This window comes from Nonomuraea fastidiosa (assembly GCF_042751225.1).
In the GTDB taxonomy this organism is placed as follows: domain Bacteria; phylum Actinomycetota; class Actinomycetes; order Streptosporangiales; family Streptosporangiaceae; genus Nonomuraea; species Nonomuraea fastidiosa.
In genome coordinates, this window is record NZ_CP170570.1 from 6,703,765 (window position 1) to 6,722,946 (window position 19,182).

Below are 19,182 nucleotides of genomic sequence, written 5' to 3' on the forward strand. Positions count from 1 at the left end.
AACAGGAGTCCTCCCCGCCGCAGGCCACGGCACCCCCAGGCGCGTCCCCGCCGTGGAGAGGGGATGGACGCCCTGACGGCCATGGACGCGACGGCAAAAGGAGCGGGTGGGAAGAGGGGCGGGGCCCTGGTGGTTGAGGGTGAGCGTGGAGGAGACCGAGGTCGTCGTCATCGGGGCCGGGCAGGCCGGCCTGTCCAGCGCCTACTTCCTGCGCCGGTTCGGGTTCGAGCCCGTGGTGCTGGACGCGGGCGCGGGCCCGGGCGGGGCGTGGCGGCACCGTTCGCCCTCGCTGACGATGGACAAGGTGCACGGGGTCTTCGACCTGCCGGGCTTCCCCAAGCCGCCCGGCGGTGACGGGTCGCGGCAGGCGGCCGAGGTCGTTCCCGCGTACTACGGCGCGTACGAGCGCGCCGCCGGGCTCCACGTCGTACGTCCGGTACGGGTCACGTCCGTACGCGAGGGCGAAGCGGGACGGTTGCTGATCGAGACGGACGCGGGGGAGTGGTCCGCCGCCGCCCTCGTCAACGCGACCGGCACCTGGACCCGCCCCTACTGGCCGTACTACCCGGGCGCCGCCACCTTCGCCGGCCGCCAGCTGCACTACGCCGACTATCGGGGGCCGGCGGAGTTCGCGGGGCGGCGGGTGGTCGTCGTGGGCGGCGGCGCGTCGGCGGTGCACGTGCTGTCGGAGATCGCGGGGGTGGCCGCCGCGACCGCGTGGGTCACGCGGCGGCCACCCGAGTTCCGGGACGACGACTTCGGCGAGGACGCCAGGCGGGAGGCCGTCGCCATGGTGGAGGAGCGCGTACGCGCCGGGCTGCCGCCGCAGAGCGTCGTCGCCGTGACGGGCCTGACCTACAGCGCCGTCGTACGTGAGGCGCTGGCCAAGGGGGCGCTGCACCGGCGCCCGATGTTCCGCCGCATCACCGAGAGCGGCGTGGAGTGGGACGACGGCACGTTCCTGGCCTGCGACACCATCATCTGGGCCACCGGATTCCGGGCGGCGCTCGACCACCTCGCCCCCCTGCACCTGCGCGAGCCGGGCGGCGGCGTCCGCGTGGACGGCACCCAGGTCGTCCGCGACCCCAGGATCCAGCTCGTCGGCTACGGCCCCTCGGCCAGCACGATCGGCGCCAACCGCGCCGGACGCGTCGCCGCCCGCAACGTCCGCCGCCTCCTGACCGCCGCCTCCGCCCGCCCGGCCGCCTGAGCACGCTCGCCACATCGCGGCCTTGGGACCGCTGATTCCACGCGCCTCGCCGTCCGAGCGCGCTTGTGGCCGCCGCTCCCGGCCGACCAGCCCCCGGCCGACCAGCCCCCGGCCGACCAGCCTCCGGCCGACCAGCCTCCGGCCGACCAGCCTCCGGCCGACCAGCCTCCGGCCGACCAGCCTCCGGCCGACCAGCCTCCGGCCGACCAGCCTCCGGCCGACCAGCCTCCGGCCGACCAGCCGCCAGGCCGACCAGCGCCCGTCTGAGTCTCGCCGTCGCTCCACTGACGTCCCACCCGCGTCCCCACCGAGAACGCCGGAACCGCGCCCGATGCCCCACGCCACCGCTATCGGGAAATGTCCGGTGGATGTCCGGTCTATGTCCTTGTCCTGGAAGCGCAGGTCGAACACCATCCGGAGGTGACTCATATGCGCGGTGGGAAGGGGCGATCATGCGGGGCGGAACGTCAGCGGGCAGAACCCGCCATCCAGGCATCGACCAGCGGCTGAGCGCGGCTGGGCCATCGGAGGCCGGGCGATGACGGAGAAGGAGACGTGCACGGGAGCGCTCCGTACGGCGGGCCGCCTCCTCTGGCACTACGCCGAGCTGGTCATCGCGGTCAACCTCGGCATGCTGCTGCTCGGCATGGCGGGCAACGCGCTGCTGCCCGCGAGCACCCGTGCCGACGTCCGGCTGCTCATCATGGTCGCCGAGATGGCCGTCGTCCCGGCGCTCTGGATGGCCGTCCGCCGCCACCGCAAGCAGGCCATCGGCGAGATGGTGGCGATCATTTTCGCGCCCTTCCTCGTCCTGTTAGTCCTGTTCTGGTTGGGCCTGCTCGGCGTCGCCCAGGTCTCGATGATCGGCCACTGGGCGATGTACATCCTCATGGCGGCCGCCGTGTTCAGGCGCCGCGACGAGTACGCCGCCCTGCCCCGCTTCACCGTCCGGGGGAAGTGGTTCAAGGGCGCGGCTTCCGTGCTGATCGTGCTGCTCATCCCGGGCGCGGTCTCGGCGGCCAGCACGATCGGCAGGTTCGGCGACATCTACGAGGCGCGCGCCGACGCCGTCTCGGTCGCGCCCGCGGCCAAGAGCCACGACCCGGCCAAGCCCACCGTGGCCTTCCTCACCGGCGGCAACGGCACCAACGCCGCCGACCTGCTCGGCCCGTACGAGGTGCTGGCCCGCACCGGCCGGTTCAATCTCTACGTCGTCTCCGCCGGCCCCCGGCTGATCCACATGACCGGCGGGCTGGACCTCGTCCCCGACATGACGTTCGACGAGCTCGACCGGCTCATGTCCGGCCAGGGCGACACCCTCGACGCCGTGATCTTCCCCGCGATGCAGACGCCTGAGCCCGCCGAGCTGGCCTCCATCAACGCCTGGGCGCGGCGGCAGTCGGCCGCCGGCGCGCTGACCGTCAGCGTCTGCAACGGCGCCCGCGCGCTGGCCCGCACCGGGCTGCTCGACGGCCGTCCCGCCACCTCGCACTGGCTGCGCATGCGCGGCCTGCGCGCCGACTTCCCCGCCGTGAAGTGGCGAAGCGGCATGCGGTACGTCGACGACGGCGACGTGATCACCGCGGCGGGCGTGCTGTCCGGCATCGACGCCGCCCTGCGCATCGTCGAGCGCCTGGCCGACGCTCCCGCGGCCCGCCAGGCGGCCGACGCCGTGCACTGGCGGCACTACTCGCCCGGCGCGCCCGCGAGCATCCCCGTACGCAGCCTCGAACTCGCCGACCTCGTCGCCCCGCTCAACTCCTCCTACCAGACCGGCCCGTCGGACATCGGCGTGCTGCTCACCGACGGCGTCGGGGAGCTGGAGCTCGCCTCGGTGTTCAACTCCTACACCGAGCAGTCCGTGGTCGGGCGGACCATCGCCGTCGCCGACGGCCCCGTCCGCTCCGAGCACGGCCTGACGTTCGTCCCCCGCGCCACCCTCGCCGCCGCGGCCACCGGGCTCGACCGGCTCCTCGTGCCCGGCCTGGACGCCGCGCGCCGCCAGGTGCCGGGCGTCGGCGATCTCCGTCCGGAGTACCTCCACACGACCGGGGAGTTCGCCTTCGACGCGGTGCTGCGCGACATCGCCCGTACGTACGACGTGGCGACGGCGAGGTTCGCCGCCAAGACGCTGGAGTACCCGGTGGTCGACGTCAAGCTGACCGGACCGGGATGGCCCTGGCTCCCGACGCTGGTCTTCGTCCTGCTCCTGCTGCTGGGCGTCGCCGCCGCCTGGACGATCACCGTGGCGATCCGCTTCCTGAGCCGCAGAAGGGCCCACGCCTAGCGGCCATACCGATCCGATCACTGTCGCCGTCACTTCCGGTGGAGGGGGTCGACACGTGTGGTGACATCGGGTTAGCGTCCTGATATAAGGATCTTTATCCGGTCAGGAGGTCTCCATGGAGGTTCCCGGCTACACAGAGATCCGGGAACTCGGGCACGGCGGAACCGGCCGGGTGATGCTCGCCGTCCGCGACTCCGACGGCTTACACGTGGCGATCAAGCATCTCTCCGGTGAGCTGCGCGAGGACGAGGCGTTCGTCGCGCGGTTCAGGGAAGAGGCGCGGCTCATCCAGGAGATCGACAGCCCGCACACGGCCCGCGTGCTCGACTACGTCGAGGGCGACGACGACGCGGTCATCGTGATGGAGCTGGTCGACGGCGTCACCCTGCGGCGGCTGCTGAGCAACGAGGGTGCGACAGGCCCGCAGGCGGCGCTGTCGGTGCTGAAGGGCTCGCTGCTCGGCCTGGCGGAGGCGCACCGGCACGGCGTGGTGCACCGCGACTTCAAGCCCGAGAACGTGATGATCACCCAGGAGGGTGAGAGCAAGCTCGTCGACTTCGGCGTGGCCGCCCGGGTCGGGGAGACGGGTGTGCTGGCGGGCACGCCCTCGTACATGGCCCCAGAGCAATGGGACGAGGCGCCGGCCGGGCCCGCGACCGACGTCTACGCCGCCACCCTCGTCTTCTACGAGTGCCTGACCGGCCACCGCGCCTTCCACGGCGAGAACATCGCCGCCCTCGCCTACCAGCACCAGCACCTGCCGCCGCCGATCGACGACATCGAGGCGCCGCTGCGCCCCCTGATCGAGCACGGCCTGGCCAAGGACCCGGCGCAGCGTCCCGAGTCGGCGCTGGCGTTCCTGGAGGAGCTGGAGGACACGGCGCGGACGGCGTACGGGAGTGAGTGGGAGGAGCGCGGCCGTGCCAGGATGGCGGCGCTCGTCGTGCCGCTGGCCGGGCTGCTGCCGAAGCCGCCCGCCGTCCCGGAGCCCGGCACGGGGACGAGCCTTTTCCACAGCGCGCTCTCGCCGGCCGGGAAGCTCGCCATGACCGGCGGCCTGGTGGTGGCGACGGCCGTGGCCGTCGTGTCGACGTTCGCGATCCTGGGCGACGCGCCCGACCCGCGCAGCGTGACCGAACCGCCGCCCGCCACCGTGGCGCTGCCCCCGCCGACGACGCCCGCCCCGTCCTCGCCGTCACCGTCGCCGACCCGGGAGACGCCCACGCCCGAGCCGACGCGCACCGAGGCGTCGCCCACGGCGAGCGAGCCGACCGCGCTGACACCGGCGGTCACGTCCCCCGTCCGCCCGGTGACCAGGCCGCCCGTGGTGAGCAGGCCCACGACCCCGCCCACCACCAGGCCCACCACCCAGCCGACGACCCGGCCGACGACCCGGCCGAGCCAGCGGCCCACCACGAGCCGGCCCACCCGCGAGCCGACCCGAAGGCCGACCAGGACGAGCCGGCCCACCCGTCAGCCCACCGCGGACCCGACCACCATCCGGCCGACGCCGCCTCGCGACGACGACCCGCCCGCACCCAACCCGCCTGACACCCAAGAGCCGCCACCGCCCGTGACCAACGAGCCGGAGCAGCCCGCCGGCCGGGGTCCGCTCCTGTCGGTGTCGGTGAGCGTGTCGCTCGGCGTGCCCGTACTCAGGGGCGAGAGGGGACTCCTGGACGCCGACATCGGCCTCGGCCTCGGCACCAGCCTCCTCGGCTTCGCGGTCGTCCCCGGCTCCGTGCTGCTGGGCCGCCACCTCGTCGTCCGGAGAGTCCGCAAGGGCCGCGACCGCGACCAGCAGTGACGCGGCGGCGAGACGTTCTGTGACCGCGTGGTCCGGCCGCGAAAGGGCCGGTGACCACGTGGTCCTGTGGCGAGCAGGTCCGTGATCGCGTGGCGCGGACCGCTTCGGCCGTCCCGCCACCGCACCGAGCGCGTCCGCAGTGCCGAGCGCGTCCACAGCGCCGGGCGCGTCCGCAGTGCCGGGCGCGCCCGGGCCCGCAGAAACGCGCGGCTTCGCGCAGCCTCGCGCCTTCGGGCGCGCGCAACCCGGTCGGGGCTGCGTCGGAACACCTTCGCGTCGTGCTGAGACGCAAAGGGGAGAGTGCGCCGCCCCCCGAGTCGCGTCCGTGGAACGCGCCGTCGTGCCGGGTTATGCCGGACGAGAGTGCGCCGTCGCGCTGAGCCGCGTGGGGTGGGAGAGGGCCGTTGCGCGGTGCCGGTCTGCGGTGGTGCGCCGTGGAGGCGGGTCATGGGTGGCTGCGTGGACCGTTGCGCGGGGCCGGGTTCGCGGTGGTGTGCCGTCGCGCTGGGCGGCGTCTGTTGCCGTCATCGTCGTGCTGGGGCGCGACACCGGGAGCGCGCCGCTGCGCCGGGCCGCGCAACAACGTGAGCACGCCTCTGCGCCGGACCCCGCGGCCGGCGGACACCTGGCGCGGCGAGCCTGTGTGTGCCCGCGAACGTGCCGTGCCGGGGGCGGGACGCCTGGCGGCCGGGGTGGTCAGTCCTTAGCGAGGGCGGCCAACAGGCGGTCTTCGGTGACCTCGGGGCCGGTGAGCTGTTCGGTGATCGCGCCGTCACGCAGCACCACCACGCTGTCGCAATTCTCCACCAGCTCGCTCACATCGGACGAGATGAGCAGGATCGCGAGCCCGTCCACGGCCAGCTCGTCGAGCAGCGCCTGCATCTCCGTTTTCGTGGCGACGTCCACCCCCCGGGTCGGCTCATCGAGCAGCAGCACCTTCGGGTGCATGGCGAGCCAGCGGGCGAGCAGCACCTTCTGCTGGTTACCGCCCGACAGCTCGCCGGCGGGCTGGCGGGGGAGACGGCCTTGATGCCGAGCCGCCGCATGAAGGTGGCGACGATGTTGTCGATCTGCGCGTCGGATACGATGCCGGCCCGCGACAGGCGGGGGAGCGCGGCCAGGGCGATGTTGTCGCGTACGGACAGGGTGGGCACGATGCCCTCGGTCTTGCGGTTCTCCGGCACCAGCCCGATCCCGGCGCGTACGGCGCTCCTGATCGACCACTTGCGCACGGGAGCACCGGCGACGGTGACCTGACCGGCGTCCACCGGCAGCACGCCGGCGATGGCGCGGGCCGTCTCGCTGCGCCCGGCGCCGAGCAGACCGCCGAGCCCGACGACCTCCCCAGCCCGCATGGCGAGCGAGACACCGTCCAGCATGTGGTGCCGGGTGAGGCCCTTGGCCTCCAGGACGGGTTCGTCGGCGGGCACGTCGGGCTCGCCCGCGGGCAGGGACGGCGCGGCGGGGTGGAAGGGGCGGCCGAGCATGAGCGAGACGAGCCGCAGCCGGTCGAGCCCGGCCAGCGGCCCGGTGTGCACGACCCGGCCGTCGCGCAGCACCGTGACCCGGTCGCAGATGCCGTACAGCTCCTCGAGCCGGTGGGTGACGTAGATGACCGAACGGCCCTGCTCGCGCAGCCGGGTCACCGCGCCGAACAGCACCTCCAGCTCGCCGTGGTCGAGCGCGGTCGTGGGCTCGTCCATGATGACCAGGCGGGCGTCGGCGGACGCGGCCCGCGCGAGCGCGACGATCTGCCGCGCGCCCTCGCCGAGCGAGCCGAGCGGGCGGCGTACATCCACCTCCAGCCCGTACGCGGCCAGCAGCTCCTCGGCTCTGGCGTGCACGGCCGCGGAGTCGATCAGCCCGAGCCGCCCGCGCGGCTCACGGCCGAGCAGCAGGTTGCGGGCCACGCTCATGGTCGGGACGAGGTTGGTCTCCTGGTGGATGGTGGCGATGCCGGCTCGCTTGGCGTCGGCGGTCCCGGCGAAGCGGACCTGCTCGCCGAGTAAGCGCAGCTCGCCGGCGTCGGGCGGGTAGACGCCCGAGAGCACCTTCACCAGGGTGGACTTGCCCGCGCCGTTGCCGCCGATGAGGGCGTGCACCTCGCCGGCGCGTACGGACAGGGAGACGTGATCGAGGGCGGTGACACCCTGGAACGCCTTGAGAACGCCAGCCACCTGCAGCACGGTTGCCTCCGCCTCGATGGTGATCGAGGAAGGAAACATTACAGTAACGGCCTTGTCACATTCGATCAGTGTGGCGATCAGAAACCGCACCGATCGGACTCGGGCGACGTGCGCGGGTAGGCCGCGCAGAATTGGGCCGCGTGCGGGGCGGGGGTGTGCCGCGCAGGATCGGGCCGCGTGCGGGGCGGGGGCGCGCCGCTCACAATCGGGCCGCGTGCGGGCGCGGGCCGATCAGAGCCGGGCGACGTGCAACCGGCTGATCAGGGCCGGGCGACGTACAACCGGCTGATCAGAACTGGGCGACGTGCAGCCGCACGCCGCGCGCGCTGAGGTCGTCGAGGACCTCGCGGGGCGCGGCGTCGTCGGTCACCAGGTGGTCGATGCGGTCGGGCGCGACGGTCTGGACCATGGTGTCGACACCGATCTTGGTGTGATCGGCCAGCACCACGACCTCTTCCGCGGCCGCGGCGAGCGCCCGGTCGACGCCCGCGACCTGCATGTTGGGCGTGGACAGCCCGCGCTCGGCGGTGAGCCCGTTGCCGGAGATGAACGCCCGCCGGACCCGCAGCCCGGCCAGTGAGTGCTCGGCCGCGCTGCCGACCAGGGCGAGGATGGAGCCGCGCAGCGTGCCGCCGGTCATCATGACCTCGATGCGCGGCGAGCCGGCCAGCACCTGCGCGACCAGCAGCGAGTTTGTCACCACGGCCAGCTCGGAGTGCCTGGTCAGGCGGCGGGCGAACTCCTGCGTGGTGGTGCCCGGCCCGATCACGATGGCGTCGCCGTCCTCGACCAGCGCGGCGGCGAGATCGGCGATCGCGGCCTTCTCCGCCGACTCCAGCGAGACCTTGTGCGCGTAGCCGGTCTCGCGGGACAGCTCGCCCGGCAGGGTGGCTCCGCCGTGGTGGCGGTTGAGCAGGCCCTCGGACTCCAGGGCGCGCAGGTCGCGGCGGACGGTGACCTCGGACGAGCGGACCGCCTGGGCCAGCTCGCGCAGCGACACGGCGCCGTTGGCGCGCACCAGCTCGAGGATGCGCTGGCGGCGCTCGGCGGCGAACACGGGCCTGCGTCCGTCACTCTGCGTGTCGCTCACGAGCCGATCATAGTCGACCCGCCAACATCAGTTCACCTCTGACCGAACGCGAACGAATCTGATCGGAAATCTTGACCGGCTTGGTCCATCGGTGCTTACTTTGGTGCCTGTCAGGGTCAAAAGCTGTCCGAACCTGATCGGCGCCTTCCGAAAGGACACTCCCCGTGCGCAAGCGCCTCGCGTTGCTGCTGGCCGTGCTGACGGCCGTGTTATGGCAGCTACCGGCAACCGCCTCCGCAGGAACGGCGGCCCTCCCCGAGCGGAACGGGCTGCGCGGCGACTACTACCTGGCCTCGGGGCCGGGGCAGTTCGACTTCGCCGAGCTCAAAGCGAGCATCATCGACCCGAATCTGGAACTTCCCGACCTCAACCCCACGTTCCAGCTCCTGACCGGCAGAGAGGACGACGTCACCGTCCGATGGACCGGCCAGATCACCCCGAAATACTCCGAGACCTACACGTTCTCCATCATCGGTGACAACGGGTTCCGCCTCTGGGTGGACGACCAGCTGATCATCGACCACTGGGTGGACGACTGGGACATCGAGCAGGTCGGCACCCCGATCGCCCTGGAAGCGGGCCGCAAGTACGACATCAAGGTCGAGTACTTCGAGCACTACGGCGGCGCCCACCTGCGCCTGCGCTGGCAGAGCCCCAGCCAGCCGAAGCAGATCGTGCCCACCGAGGCGTTCACCGTGCCGGCCGACTTCCAGCCCGCCGGACCGTACGACGCCCGCGTGAACACCGCCGGCGACGCGGTGACGCTCACCTACTCGGAGCCCCTGGCCCCGCTGCCCGCCGACGCGGCCGGCAAGCTCAAGCTGACCGTCGGCAACGCCGCCTGGCCGGTCACCTCGGCCGTCCAGAAGAGCCCGGAGACCGTGGAGCTGGCGCTCGAGTACCCGATCCCGGCCAAGGCCGGCACCACCGTGCGCACCTCGTACGACGGCGAAGGCGGCATCACCTACGCCGACGGCACCCCGCTGCCCGCCTACGCCCACGCCGGCGTGGTCAACCTCTCCACGTACGTGCTCAAGACCCGCTGGACCGACAAGGTCGACAAGAACAACCCGCTGCCCGAGTACCCCAGGCCGCAGCTCGCCCGCGACCGCTGGCGCAGCCTCAACGGCGTCTGGCAGTTCGCCCCGGCGAAGGAGGGCGAGGCCGCGCCGATCGGCCGCACCCTGCCCGAGCGGATCACCGTGCCGTTCCCCGTCGAGTCGCAGCTGTCCGGCATCGGCCGGCACGAGGAGCGCATGTGGTACCGCCGCACGTTCGAGGTGCCGCGCTCCTGGAGCGGCGAGCGGCTGCTGCTGCACCTCGACGCCGTCGACTGGGACGCCACCGTCTACGTCAACGGCAAGCGCGTCGCCACCCACAAGGGCGGCTACGACCGCATCAGCGTGGACGTCACCGACGCTCTCAAGCGCACCGGCAAGCAGGAGCTGGTCGTCGGCGTGTACGACCCGACCGACCGGGGCTCGCAGCCCGTCGGCAAGCAGCGGCTCGAAGCCGGCAACATCTGGTACACCCCGGTCTCCGGCATCTGGCAGACCGTCTGGATCGAGCCGGTCGGCAAGGCCCGCGTCGACCGCGTGGACACCGTCCCCGACGTGCCCGGCCAGGCCGTGTACGTCACCGTGCACGGCACCCCCGGCACCGCCACCGTGATCGCCAAGGACGGCCGCCGTGTCGTCGGCACCGTACGGGGCAAGGTCGGCGAGAAGCTGCGCATCCCCGTACGCGACCCCAAGCTGTGGTCGCCCGAGAACCCGCACCTGTACGACCTGGAGGTCCGCCTCAAGGACGACAAGGTGACGTCCTACTTCGGCATGCGCGAGATCAGCCTGTCCGGCAACCGCATGCTGCTCAACGGCAAGCCGGTCTTCCAGATCGGCCCGCTCGACCAGGGCTTCTGGCCGGACGGCATCTACACCGCGCCGACCGACCAGGCGCTGCGCTACGACCTGGAGCAGACCAAGGCCCTCGGCTACAACGCCGTCCGCAAGCACGTCAAGGTCGAGCCCGACCGCTGGTACTACCACGCCGACAAGCTCGGCCTGCTGGTCTGGCAGGACATGCCGTCGGCCTTCAAGACCGACGACAGGCAGCAGTTCGAGACCGAGCTGCGCAGGATGATCGACCAGCACAGGAGCGTCCCGTCGATCATCATGTGGGTGCCGTTCAACGAGGGCTGGGGCCAGTACGACCAGGCCCGCATCGCCGACCTGGTCAAGAGCTGGGACCCAACCCGCCTGGTGAACAACATGAGCGGCGTCAACTGCTGCGGCGCCGTGGACGGCGGCAACGGCGACGTCAAGGACTTCCACATCTACCCGGGCCCCGGGAACCCCGGAAAGCCGGAGGGCACCCGCGCGACCGTGCTCGGCGAGTACGGCGGCCTGGGCCTGCCGGTCGTCGGCCACACCTGGTCCGGCGGCGGCTGGGGCTACGCGGTCGAGCCGAACCCGCAGGCCCTCACCGACCGGTACGTGGGCATGATCGAGGAGCTGGAGCGGCTGCACGCCTGTGAGCAGCTCAGCGCCGCGATCTACACCCAGACGACGGACGTCGAGACCGAGATCAACGGCCTCATGACGTACGACCGGGCCGTCACCAAGCCCGACGTCAAGCGCCTCCACGACGCCCACAAGCGGCTCACGAGCGCGATCAACCCGCCCTGCAGCTGAACCCCCCGCGCGCCCGGACCCCGTCGGACGGGCACCGTCGCACGGGCACCGTCGGACGGGCACCGTCGCACGGGCCCGGGCGCGCACCGGCAGGACCTGATAAGAAGGGAACCGCGATGACCCCCCATCTCCGGACGGCCGCGCTGGCTCTGGCCGTCCTCCTCACCGCGACGGCCTGCGCGAAAGCGGAGGAGCCGCAGAGCGCACCCGCCCCCACCGGCACGGCGGGCCGGCAGGTCGTCCAGTCGCCCACGGGCACGGCCGGCCCCACCTGCACGCTGGAGCAGTTCGGCGGCACCACGTTCGACCTCAAGACGGCGACGGTGGGCTTCTCCCAGTCGGAGAAGGAGGCCAACCCGTTCCGCATCGCGGAGACCAAGTCGATCAAGGACGAGGCGGCCAAACTCGGCATCACCCACCTCAAGGTGACCAACGCCCAGTCGCAGTTCTCCAAGCAGATCACCGACGTGCAGCAGCTCATCGCGCAGGGCGTGCAGCTGCTCGTCATCGCGCCGCTCAACTCCGACGGCTGGGAGCCGGTGCTCCAGCAGGCGGCGGCCAAGAAGATCCCCATCATCACGGTCGACCGCAAGATCAACGCCAAGCCGTGCAGCGACTACCTGACGTTCATCGGCTCCGACTTCTACGAGCAGGGCAAGCGCGCCGCCGACCGGATGATCGAGGCGCTCGGCGGCAAGGGCAAGGTGGCCATCCTGCTCGGCGCCCCCGGCAACAACGTCACCACCGAGCGCACCAACGGCTTCAAGGACCGCGTCAAGGAGAAGGCGCCGGACATCACGATCGCGTTCGAGCAGACGGGCGAGTTCGCCCGTGAGAAGGGCCAGCAGGTCACCGAGCAGCTCATCCAGTCCAACCCCGACATCAACGGCATCTACGCCGAGAACGACGAGATGGCGCTCGGCGCGGTGACGGCGCTCAAGGGCGCGGGCAAGGAACCGGGCGACATCAAGATCGTCTCGGTGGACGGCACCCGCAGCGCCGTGCAGGCCATCGCCGACGGCTGGCTGCACGCCGTCATCGAGTCCAACCCGCGCTTCGGGCCGCTCGCCTTCGAGACCGCGCAGAAGTTCCTCGACGGCGAGCCGATCCCCGACAAGGTGATCATCTCCGACCGCGACTACGACACCACCAACGCCAAGGACTCCCTCGGTGAGGCGTACTGACTTGGCCGAGCAGACCGACGAACCGGTACTCGAGGCGCGCGGGATCAGCAAACGCTTCCCCGGCGTCCTCGCGCTCGACGGCGTGTCCCTCGCCCTGCGGCCGGGCGAGGTGCACGCCCTCGTCGGCGAGAACGGAGCCGGCAAATCCACCCTGATCAAGGTCTTCACCGGCGTCTACCGCCCCGACGAGGGCCGGCTGCTCTACAAGGGCGAGCCCGCCTCCTTCGGCACCCCCATGGAGGCGCAGCGGGCCGGCATCTCCACCATCTACCAGGAGGTCAACCTCGTCCCCATGATGTCGGTGGCCCGCAACCTGCTGCTCGGCCGCGAGCCGCGCGGCAGGTTCGGCGTCATCGACACGGCCGCCATGTACGAGGAGGCCGAGCGGGTGCTGGCCGGCTACGGCGTCGAGACCGACGTGCGCCGCCCGCTGCGCACGCTCGGCGTCGGCGCCCAGCAGATGGTGGCGCTGGCCCGCGCCGTCTCGGTGGACGCCCGCGTCGTCATCATGGACGAGCCCACGTCATCGCTGGAGCCGCGCGAGGTCGAGACGTTGTTCGGCGTCATCAGGCGGCTGCGCGACAGCGGCATCGCCGTCATGTACGTCAGCCACCGCCTCGACGAGCTGTACGCCGTGTGCGACCAGGTCACGGTGCTGCGCGACGGCCGCCTCGCGCACACCGGGCCGCTCGCCGAGCTCGACCGGCTGAAGCTGATCTCCCTCATGCTGGGCCGCGACCTCGACGAGGTCCGCTCCGGGGGCATGACCCGCTTCTCCCGCGACCGCTCCAGCGAGAACCGGCAGGGTGACGGCACGCGCACGCCCGTGGTCGAGGCCCGCGGGCTCACCCGCAAGCACGTCCTCGACGGGGTGAACGTCAGCGTCGAGCCCGGCGAGGTCGTGGGGCTCGGCGGCCTGCTCGGCGCGGGCCGTACCGAGACCGCCAAGGCCATCGTCGGCGCGCTCCCGCTCGACGGCGGGCAGGTCCTGGTGGCCGGGATGCCGCTGCGCGGCGGCTCCACCGCCGCCGCCATCAAGGCCGGCGTCAGCCTGCTGCCCGAGGACCGCAAGGCCGAGGGCATCATCCCGACGCTGTCCGTACGCGAGAACATCGCGCTCGCCGCCCTGCCCTCGCTCGGCAGGGCAGGGGTGGTGTCGGAGGCGAAGATCGACCGGGTGGTCGAGATCTTCATGCGGAGGCTGAGGATCAAGGCCGCATCACCGCACCAGCTCGTCTCCGAGCTGTCCGGCGGCAACCAGCAGAAGGTGCTGCTGGCCCGCTGGCTGGCCGTCCGGCCCAAGGCGCTGCTGCTCGACGAGCCGACCCGCGGCATCGACGTCGGCGCCAAGGCCGAGGTGCAGGCGCTGATCGACGAGCTGGCCCAGGAAGGGCTGGGCGTGCTGCTCATCTCCTCCGACCTGGAGGAACTGGTCGAGGGCGCCGACAGGATCCTCGTGCTGCGCGAGGGCGCGGTCGTGGGCGAGCTGTCCGGCGACGAGGTGACCGAGGAGAAGATCATGGCGACGATCGCGGAGCAGAGCGATGGCTGAGCTGACCTCCAGGGGGAGCGCCCGGGTCGCCGTGCTCAAACCCCAGGTGTACGCGTGGGTGCAGGACTACGGCGTGTACGCGGCCGTCCTCGTGCTGCTGCTGTTCAACGTGCTGTTCACCCCGCACTTCCTCGACGCGTCCAACTTCCGCACCCAGCTCGTCCAGGTCACCCCCGTCGTGATCGTCTCGCTGGGCATGGCGCTGGTCATCGGCACCCAGGGCATCGACCTGTCGGTCGGCTCGGTGATGGCGCTCGCCGCCGCGCTGACCGTGCTCTACCTCGGCTACGGTTGGCTGCCCGCCGTCCTCGTGGCGGTGATCGGCGGCGCCGTCGTGGGGGCGGCGGGCGGCGCGCTGGTCGCCTACGTCGGCGTGCAACCCATCGTGGCCACGCTGGCGCTGCTGGTCGGCATCCGCGGCCTGGCCAACGTGCTGGTGCCGCAGCTCGTCGAGTTCCGCAACCCCGGTCTCATCGCGCTCGGCAGCAGCTCCGTCGCCGGCATCCCGGTGATCGTGATCATCGCGGCGGCGCTCACCGTGATCGTGCTGTTCGTGGTGCGGCGTACGACGTTCGGCCGGCAGGTCGTCGCCATCGGCGGCAACCGCTCGGCCAGCGAGCTGTCCGGCCTGCCCGTCAAGCGGGTGCTGCTGACCGTCTACGTGATCTCCGGGCTGCTCGCCGCCCTGGCCGGCGTGCTGGCCACGGCCCGGTTGCAGGCGAGCGACCCCACCTCGCTCGGCCTGTTCATCGAGCTGTCGGCGATCACCGCCGTCGTCGTGGGCGGCACGCCGCTGACCGGCGGGCGGATCAGGGTGCTCAGCACGGTCATGGGCGCGCTGCTCATGCAGCTGCTGTCGGCCACGCTGATCAAGCACAACCTCCCGCAGTCATGGACCCAGATGGTCCAGGCGGTCATCATCCTGGCCGCCGTCTACGCCACCAGGAAGCGGGGGACCCGATGAACCGCGAACAGGTGAGCCGGCTCATCCAGCAGCACGGCGCCGTCATGGTGCTGGCCCTGCTGGTCGTCGTGGGCAGCCTGGCCTTCGACTCCTTCGCCACGGCGGGCAACGCCGCCAGCGTCGTCGTCTCCTCGTCGTTCCTGGCGATCATCGCCATCGGGATGACGTTCGTGATCATCAGCGGCGGCATCGACCTGTCCGTCGGGTCGCTGTTCGTCCTGGGCGGCGTGCTCGCCGCCTACGGCTCCCAGTACGGCCTGCTCGTGGCGCTGCTGCTGCCGCTCGCCGTCTGCGGGGTCGTCGGGCTGCTGCAAGGGCTGGTCATCGCACGTACGGGGATGGCGCCGTTCATCGTCACCCTGGCCGGGCTGCTCGGCGTGCGCGGGCTCATGCTGGCCATCTCCGACGAGGGCGCCACCACCTACCTCGTCGAGGACCCCGCGTTCGCCGCGCTCGGCCAGGGCGGGATCCTCGGCCTGACCTGGCCCGTCTACATCACCGCCCTGCTCGCGCTGCTCGCCATGGTGCTGCTGCAGCGCACCGGATTCGGCCAGAACGTCTACGCCATCGGCGGCAACGAGCAGGCGGCGGCCCTGATGGGCGTGCCCGTCGCCCGTACCAAGGTGTACGTGTACGTCATGTCGGGCCTGCTGGCCGGGCTGGCCGGCGCGCTCAACGCCGCCCGGCTCTCCTCCGGCGTCACCATCCTCGGCATCGGCCTCGAACTCGACGCCATCGCCGCCGTGGTGATCGGCGGCACGCTGCTGACCGGCGGCGCCGGCGGCATCACCGGGTCGGTGGCCGGGGTGCTGCTGCTCGGCGTCATCCAGAGCCTCATCAACCAGGTGGGGAACCTGACGTCGGCGTTCCAGCAGGTGGTCAGCGGCGCGTTCCTGGCACTCGTGGTGGTGGCGCAGCGCCTGCTCAGCAAGGCACAACGCCTCACCTGACGGCTGCGGGGCCGCGCGGCCCGCAGCCCGAGATGGTGGGGACGGCCCGCTGGACCTGTCCGCCCAGGGCACCCCGGCGGTGGGTCCTCAGCGGACGCGGCCGCGCGGCTTGAGCCGCGTGCCGGGCAGGACGGGCGCGGGCAGCGGCTCCCCGTCGAAGCCTTCGACGACGCCGAACCCCTCGCCCTCCATCCACTCCTTCCGGTACGCGGCCACCTCCTCGTGGGAGCGGCCGACGAAGTTCCACCACATGACGATCTCCTCGCCGAACGGCTCGCCGCCGATGAGCAGCACCCGCCCGCGCCCCGCGAGCCGGATGGAGGTCCGGCCCGGCGGCAGGTACACCAGCGCGCCGCGCTCGGCCCCGGCCACCTCACCGTCGAACAGCAGCAGCCCGTGCTCGAACCCCGGCTCGACCGGCACCTCGGCCTCCCCCTCGACGTCCAGTTCGGCGCCGACGAGCGGGGAGTAGGCGGTGGCGGGCGAGGTCACCCCGCCGAGCGTGCCCATGATGACGCGGGCGCGGAAGCCGGGCCCGGCCAGCCCGGGCAGCTCGGGGTGGTGCTCGAAGCCGGGCGCGACCTGCCGGTGCGCATCGGGCAGCGCCACCCACAGCTGCACGCCGTGCAGCGTCGTCTGCGGCGACTCCTCGGAGTGCGAGATGCCGCGCCCCGCCGTCATGAGGTTGAGCTGCCCGGGACGGATCTCCTGCAGCGAGCCGATGCTGTCGCGGTGCAGCACCTCGCCCTCGACCAGCCAGCTCACGGTCTGCAGGCCGGTGTGCGGATGCGGCGGCACCCGCATGGTGGCGACCTGCGGCCCGTAGGCGTCGACGAAGCACCACGCGCCGATCATGCGGCGGTGCTTGTGGGGGAGGGTCCTGCTGACCAGCATCGCGCGGGGACCGCCGAGCGGCACCTCGCGCCCGGTCAGCACCTCGCGCTCATCGGCCGCACCGGCGCCGCAGCGGATCTCGCGCGGCTCGCGTTCCAGATTGCTCACATCCGAACCCTATGCCGGGGTGCTCAGGTGAGCATCTCCCACCAGCCCTCGACCGTGGGCGCGGCCGAGACGTCCACGGCCTCGCCCGGCCGCGGCACCGCGATGCGCACGTCGCGCGCCTTGGCCTCGCGCCACAGCCGGTCGACGGGCTCCGCCCACGGGTGCAGGGCGAGCGTGAACGTCGCCCAGTGCACCGGCAGCAGCAGCTTGCCGCCCAGGTCGAGGTGGGCGTTGACGGCCTCCTCCGGGTTCATGTGGATGTCCGGCCAGGCCGGGCTGTAGGCGCCGATCGGCATCAGCGTCAGGTCGAACGGGCCGTGCTTGCTCCCGATGCCCTTGTAGCCGTCGAAGTAGCCCGAGTCGCCCGCGTAGAACACCCGTTTGGTCGGACCGGCCACCACCCAGGAGCCCCATAGCGTGTCGTTGCGGGTCAGGGTCCGGCCGGAGAAGTGGCGGGCCGCCGTCGCGACGAAGCGCAGCCCGCGTACCTCGGTCTCCTCGTCCCAGTCCAGCTCGATGATCCGGTACGCCGCCACACCCCACCGCTCCAGGTGCGCCCCGATGCCGAGCGGCACGATGAACGGCGCCTTCTGCGTGCGGTTGAGCGTCTGCACGGTCGCCATGTCGAGGTGGTCGTAGTGGTCGTGGGAGATCGCGATCGCGTCCACCTCGGGCAGCTCGTGCAGCTCCACCGGCACCGGGTGGTGCCGCTTCGGGCCGACGAGCTGCGAGGGGGAGACCCGGCGGCTCCACACCGGGTCGAACAGCACCCGGCGGCCCTCGATCTCCACCAGCGTGGAGGCGTGGCCGTACCAGATCGCGCGCACGCCGTCGGCGGGCGGCGCGTCGGACGGCGGGATGCGCAGCGGAACGGGACCTGCGGGGCGCCGCTGGGAGCGGTCGGTGGCGAGCTCGCCGAGCATGCTCACGGGCGGCCCTGACGGCACGGTCGCCGGCTCGGACATCGTGTTGACGAACGCGCCGTCCCTGAACTGCGGCGAGCGCCGGATCCGCGCCGCCCGGTCCGGCCCCGACGCCAGCGGCCGCATGCCCAGCTCGGCGGGAACCTCGCGCAGCGCCCAGCCGGCCGCGGCCAGGACCGCGCCGCCCGCGAGGATCCGCCGTGCCGTCCGCATCCCTGCCATCGCTCACACTCCCCTGGAAAGTTCTCGCGTCCCGATCGGCGGGACTCCCCGATGTTTCCGCTTCTACGATATATCGCGATAGGTCAGACGGTCGTGATCGCTCAACCGGCGATGACCGGGAACCGGCCGCCGCCGGCGCCCCCCGCGCTTCCTGGCGGCGTACGGCGTTGCCGGGCCCCGTCACCGAAGCGGCGACTCGTCCGGTTGATGGAAACCTATCGGTAGCTTCGGCGCCAGGGAACGCCGCCCCCGCCCGCCACGCGGCGTTGCCTGCTCACCGCCCCCGCCAGGCCCCGCTCGCCGCGCGGCCTCCGGGGCGCTGCCCTCGCCATCGCCCGGCCCGCTACGCGGCTTCGGCAGCCCCGCCGGCATGCGCCACCGGCCCCGGTGCGGAGCTAGCGGCGCTTGTCGTGGTCGCCGTGCGGGTACGGCCAGGGGTTGGGGCGGCAGCGGCCGAGCGACTTCGACTGCTGGACCATCACCGGCGCGAGCCTGCCGGGGCCGGGACAGCGCCGGTGACCGTGGCCAAGCGCGTGGCCGACCTCGTGGTTGATCAGGTAGCGCCGGTACGCGGCCAGGTCGCCGCCGTACTGCGGGACGCCCTTCGCCCACCGCAGCGCGTTGATGACCGAGCGGCGGCCGTTCCAGCAGGACAGCTCGCCGCCGGTGCGCAGCGGCAGGCACTGGCGGATGGTCATGCGCGGGCTGGACAGCGCGACGCGCACCCGTACCGGGCCGTGGTCCACGCGCTGGAAACGGGCCCAGCCGCGGACGTCGTTGAGCGTGCGGTGCACCTCGGCGGCGAACGCGAAGGGATCGAACGGCAGCCCCCGCTCCACCTCCACCAGGTAGCGCACGAGCGCGCCCCGTCCACGCCTGGCCCGGTCGGACCCGGGGACGACGGCGTACCGGCCCGAGGCGGAGTGCGGCACCCGGACCTCCTGCTCGGGCGCGCGTCCGCGATGGCGGGGCGCCAGCGGCTTGGGTGCGGGAGCCGCGGAGGACGGCGGGGGACTGGCGGACGGAGACGGGGGCGCGACCGCCTTCGGGTCCGCACAGCCGGCGAGCACCACGAGCAGCAGCAGGAGCAGTGCGAGCAGCGGCAAGGCGGCCTC

Annotated in this window: 13 protein-coding genes and 1 pseudogene; 8 read left to right on the top strand and 6 right to left on the bottom strand. The window is 72.4% G+C overall.

Translation table 11 applies throughout. The annotated features are described in order from the left end of the window. The first annotated feature begins 139 nt into the window (after positions 1-139). The 3 genes from ACFMQL_RS30665 (at position 140) to ACFMQL_RS30675 (ending at position 5,304) form a co-directional block, all read left to right on the top strand. Complete coding sequence (locus ACFMQL_RS30665; protein ID WP_378788258.1) at positions 140-1,210, top strand: NAD(P)-binding domain-containing protein; 1,071 nt, start codon at positions 140-142, stop codon at positions 1,208-1,210. Between the two features lie 538 nt (positions 1,211-1,748). After that, positions 1,749-3,497, top strand: a complete 1,749-nt coding sequence (locus ACFMQL_RS30670) for a DJ-1/PfpI family protein (RefSeq protein ID WP_364053276.1) — start codon at positions 1,749-1,751, stop codon at positions 3,495-3,497. 115 nt (positions 3,498-3,612) lie between these two features. After that, positions 3,613-5,304: a serine/threonine-protein kinase gene (locus ACFMQL_RS30675; protein ID WP_364053273.1), complete on the top strand. Its 1,692-nt coding sequence runs from the start codon at positions 3,613-3,615 to the stop codon at positions 5,302-5,304. Between the two features lie 696 nt (positions 5,305-6,000). Here the strand turns inward: ACFMQL_RS30675 and ACFMQL_RS30680 are convergent. The 3 genes and pseudogenes from ACFMQL_RS30680 to ACFMQL_RS30690 all read right to left on the bottom strand — a co-directional run bounded on the left by ACFMQL_RS30680 (position 6,001) and on the right by ACFMQL_RS30690 (position 8,580). Further along, positions 6,001-6,186, bottom strand: coding sequence for a hypothetical protein (locus ACFMQL_RS30680; RefSeq protein WP_378790286.1), 186 nt, complete (start codon positions 6,184-6,186; stop codon positions 6,001-6,003). A 90-nt stretch (positions 6,187-6,276) separates the two neighbouring features. Then, a pseudogene (locus ACFMQL_RS30685) lies at positions 6,277-7,529 on the bottom strand (sugar ABC transporter ATP-binding protein); the annotation flags it as partial. A gap of 250 nt (positions 7,530-7,779) precedes the next feature. Beyond that, positions 7,780-8,580 carry a DeoR/GlpR family DNA-binding transcription regulator gene (locus ACFMQL_RS30690; RefSeq protein WP_364053267.1) on the bottom strand — a complete coding sequence of 267 codons (801 nt, stop codon included), beginning with the start codon at positions 8,578-8,580 and terminating at the stop codon, positions 7,780-7,782. A 164-nt stretch (positions 8,581-8,744) separates the two neighbouring features. Between ACFMQL_RS30690 and ACFMQL_RS30695 the strand changes: the two genes are divergently transcribed. The 5 genes from ACFMQL_RS30695 to ACFMQL_RS30715 all read left to right on the top strand — a co-directional run bounded on the left by ACFMQL_RS30695 (position 8,745) and on the right by ACFMQL_RS30715 (position 15,920). After that, complete coding sequence (locus ACFMQL_RS30695; RefSeq protein WP_364053264.1) at positions 8,745-11,270, top strand: PA14 domain-containing protein; 2,526 nt, start codon at positions 8,745-8,747, stop codon at positions 11,268-11,270. Between the two features lie 116 nt (positions 11,271-11,386). Continuing rightward, positions 11,387-12,454 carry an ABC transporter substrate-binding protein gene (locus ACFMQL_RS30700; RefSeq protein WP_364053261.1) on the top strand — a complete coding sequence of 356 codons (1,068 nt, stop codon included), beginning with the start codon at positions 11,387-11,389 and terminating at the stop codon, positions 12,452-12,454. Further along, positions 12,441-14,006: a sugar ABC transporter ATP-binding protein gene (locus ACFMQL_RS30705; RefSeq protein WP_364053258.1), complete on the top strand. Its 1,566-nt coding sequence runs from the start codon at positions 12,441-12,443 to the stop codon at positions 14,004-14,006. The genes ACFMQL_RS30700 and ACFMQL_RS30705 overlap by 14 nt, the downstream gene beginning before the upstream one ends. Beyond that, a complete protein-coding gene (locus ACFMQL_RS30710; protein ID WP_364053255.1) occupies positions 13,999-14,970 on the top strand; it encodes an ABC transporter permease in 972 nt (323 codons plus the stop codon). The genes ACFMQL_RS30705 and ACFMQL_RS30710 overlap by 8 nt, the downstream gene beginning before the upstream one ends. Next, positions 14,967-15,920 (top strand): ABC transporter permease, encoded by a 954-nt coding sequence (locus ACFMQL_RS30715; protein WP_364053252.1) that lies wholly within the window; start codon positions 14,967-14,969, stop codon positions 15,918-15,920. Before ACFMQL_RS30710 ends, ACFMQL_RS30715 begins: the two co-directional genes overlap by 4 nt. 87 nt (positions 15,921-16,007) lie before the next feature. On the opposite strand, the gene ACFMQL_RS30720 is transcribed toward ACFMQL_RS30715, so the two are convergent. The 3 genes from ACFMQL_RS30720 to ACFMQL_RS30730 all read right to left on the bottom strand — a co-directional run bounded on the left by ACFMQL_RS30720 (position 16,008) and on the right by ACFMQL_RS30730 (position 19,173). Then, the gene (locus tag ACFMQL_RS30720) at positions 16,008-16,922 is read right to left on the bottom strand and encodes a pirin family protein (RefSeq protein WP_364053249.1); all 915 of its coding nucleotides are present in this window, start codon (positions 16,920-16,922) and stop codon (positions 16,008-16,010) included. Between the two features lie 23 nt (positions 16,923-16,945). Continuing rightward, the gene (locus ACFMQL_RS30725) at positions 16,946-18,067 is read right to left on the bottom strand and encodes an MBL fold metallo-hydrolase (RefSeq protein WP_364053246.1); all 1,122 of its coding nucleotides are present in this window, start codon (positions 18,065-18,067) and stop codon (positions 16,946-16,948) included. Between the two features lie 395 nt (positions 18,068-18,462). Then, a complete protein-coding gene (locus tag ACFMQL_RS30730; protein WP_364053243.1) occupies positions 18,463-19,173 on the bottom strand; it encodes a DUF3152 domain-containing protein in 711 nt (236 codons plus the stop codon). Positions 19,174-19,182 lie beyond the last annotated feature (9 nt).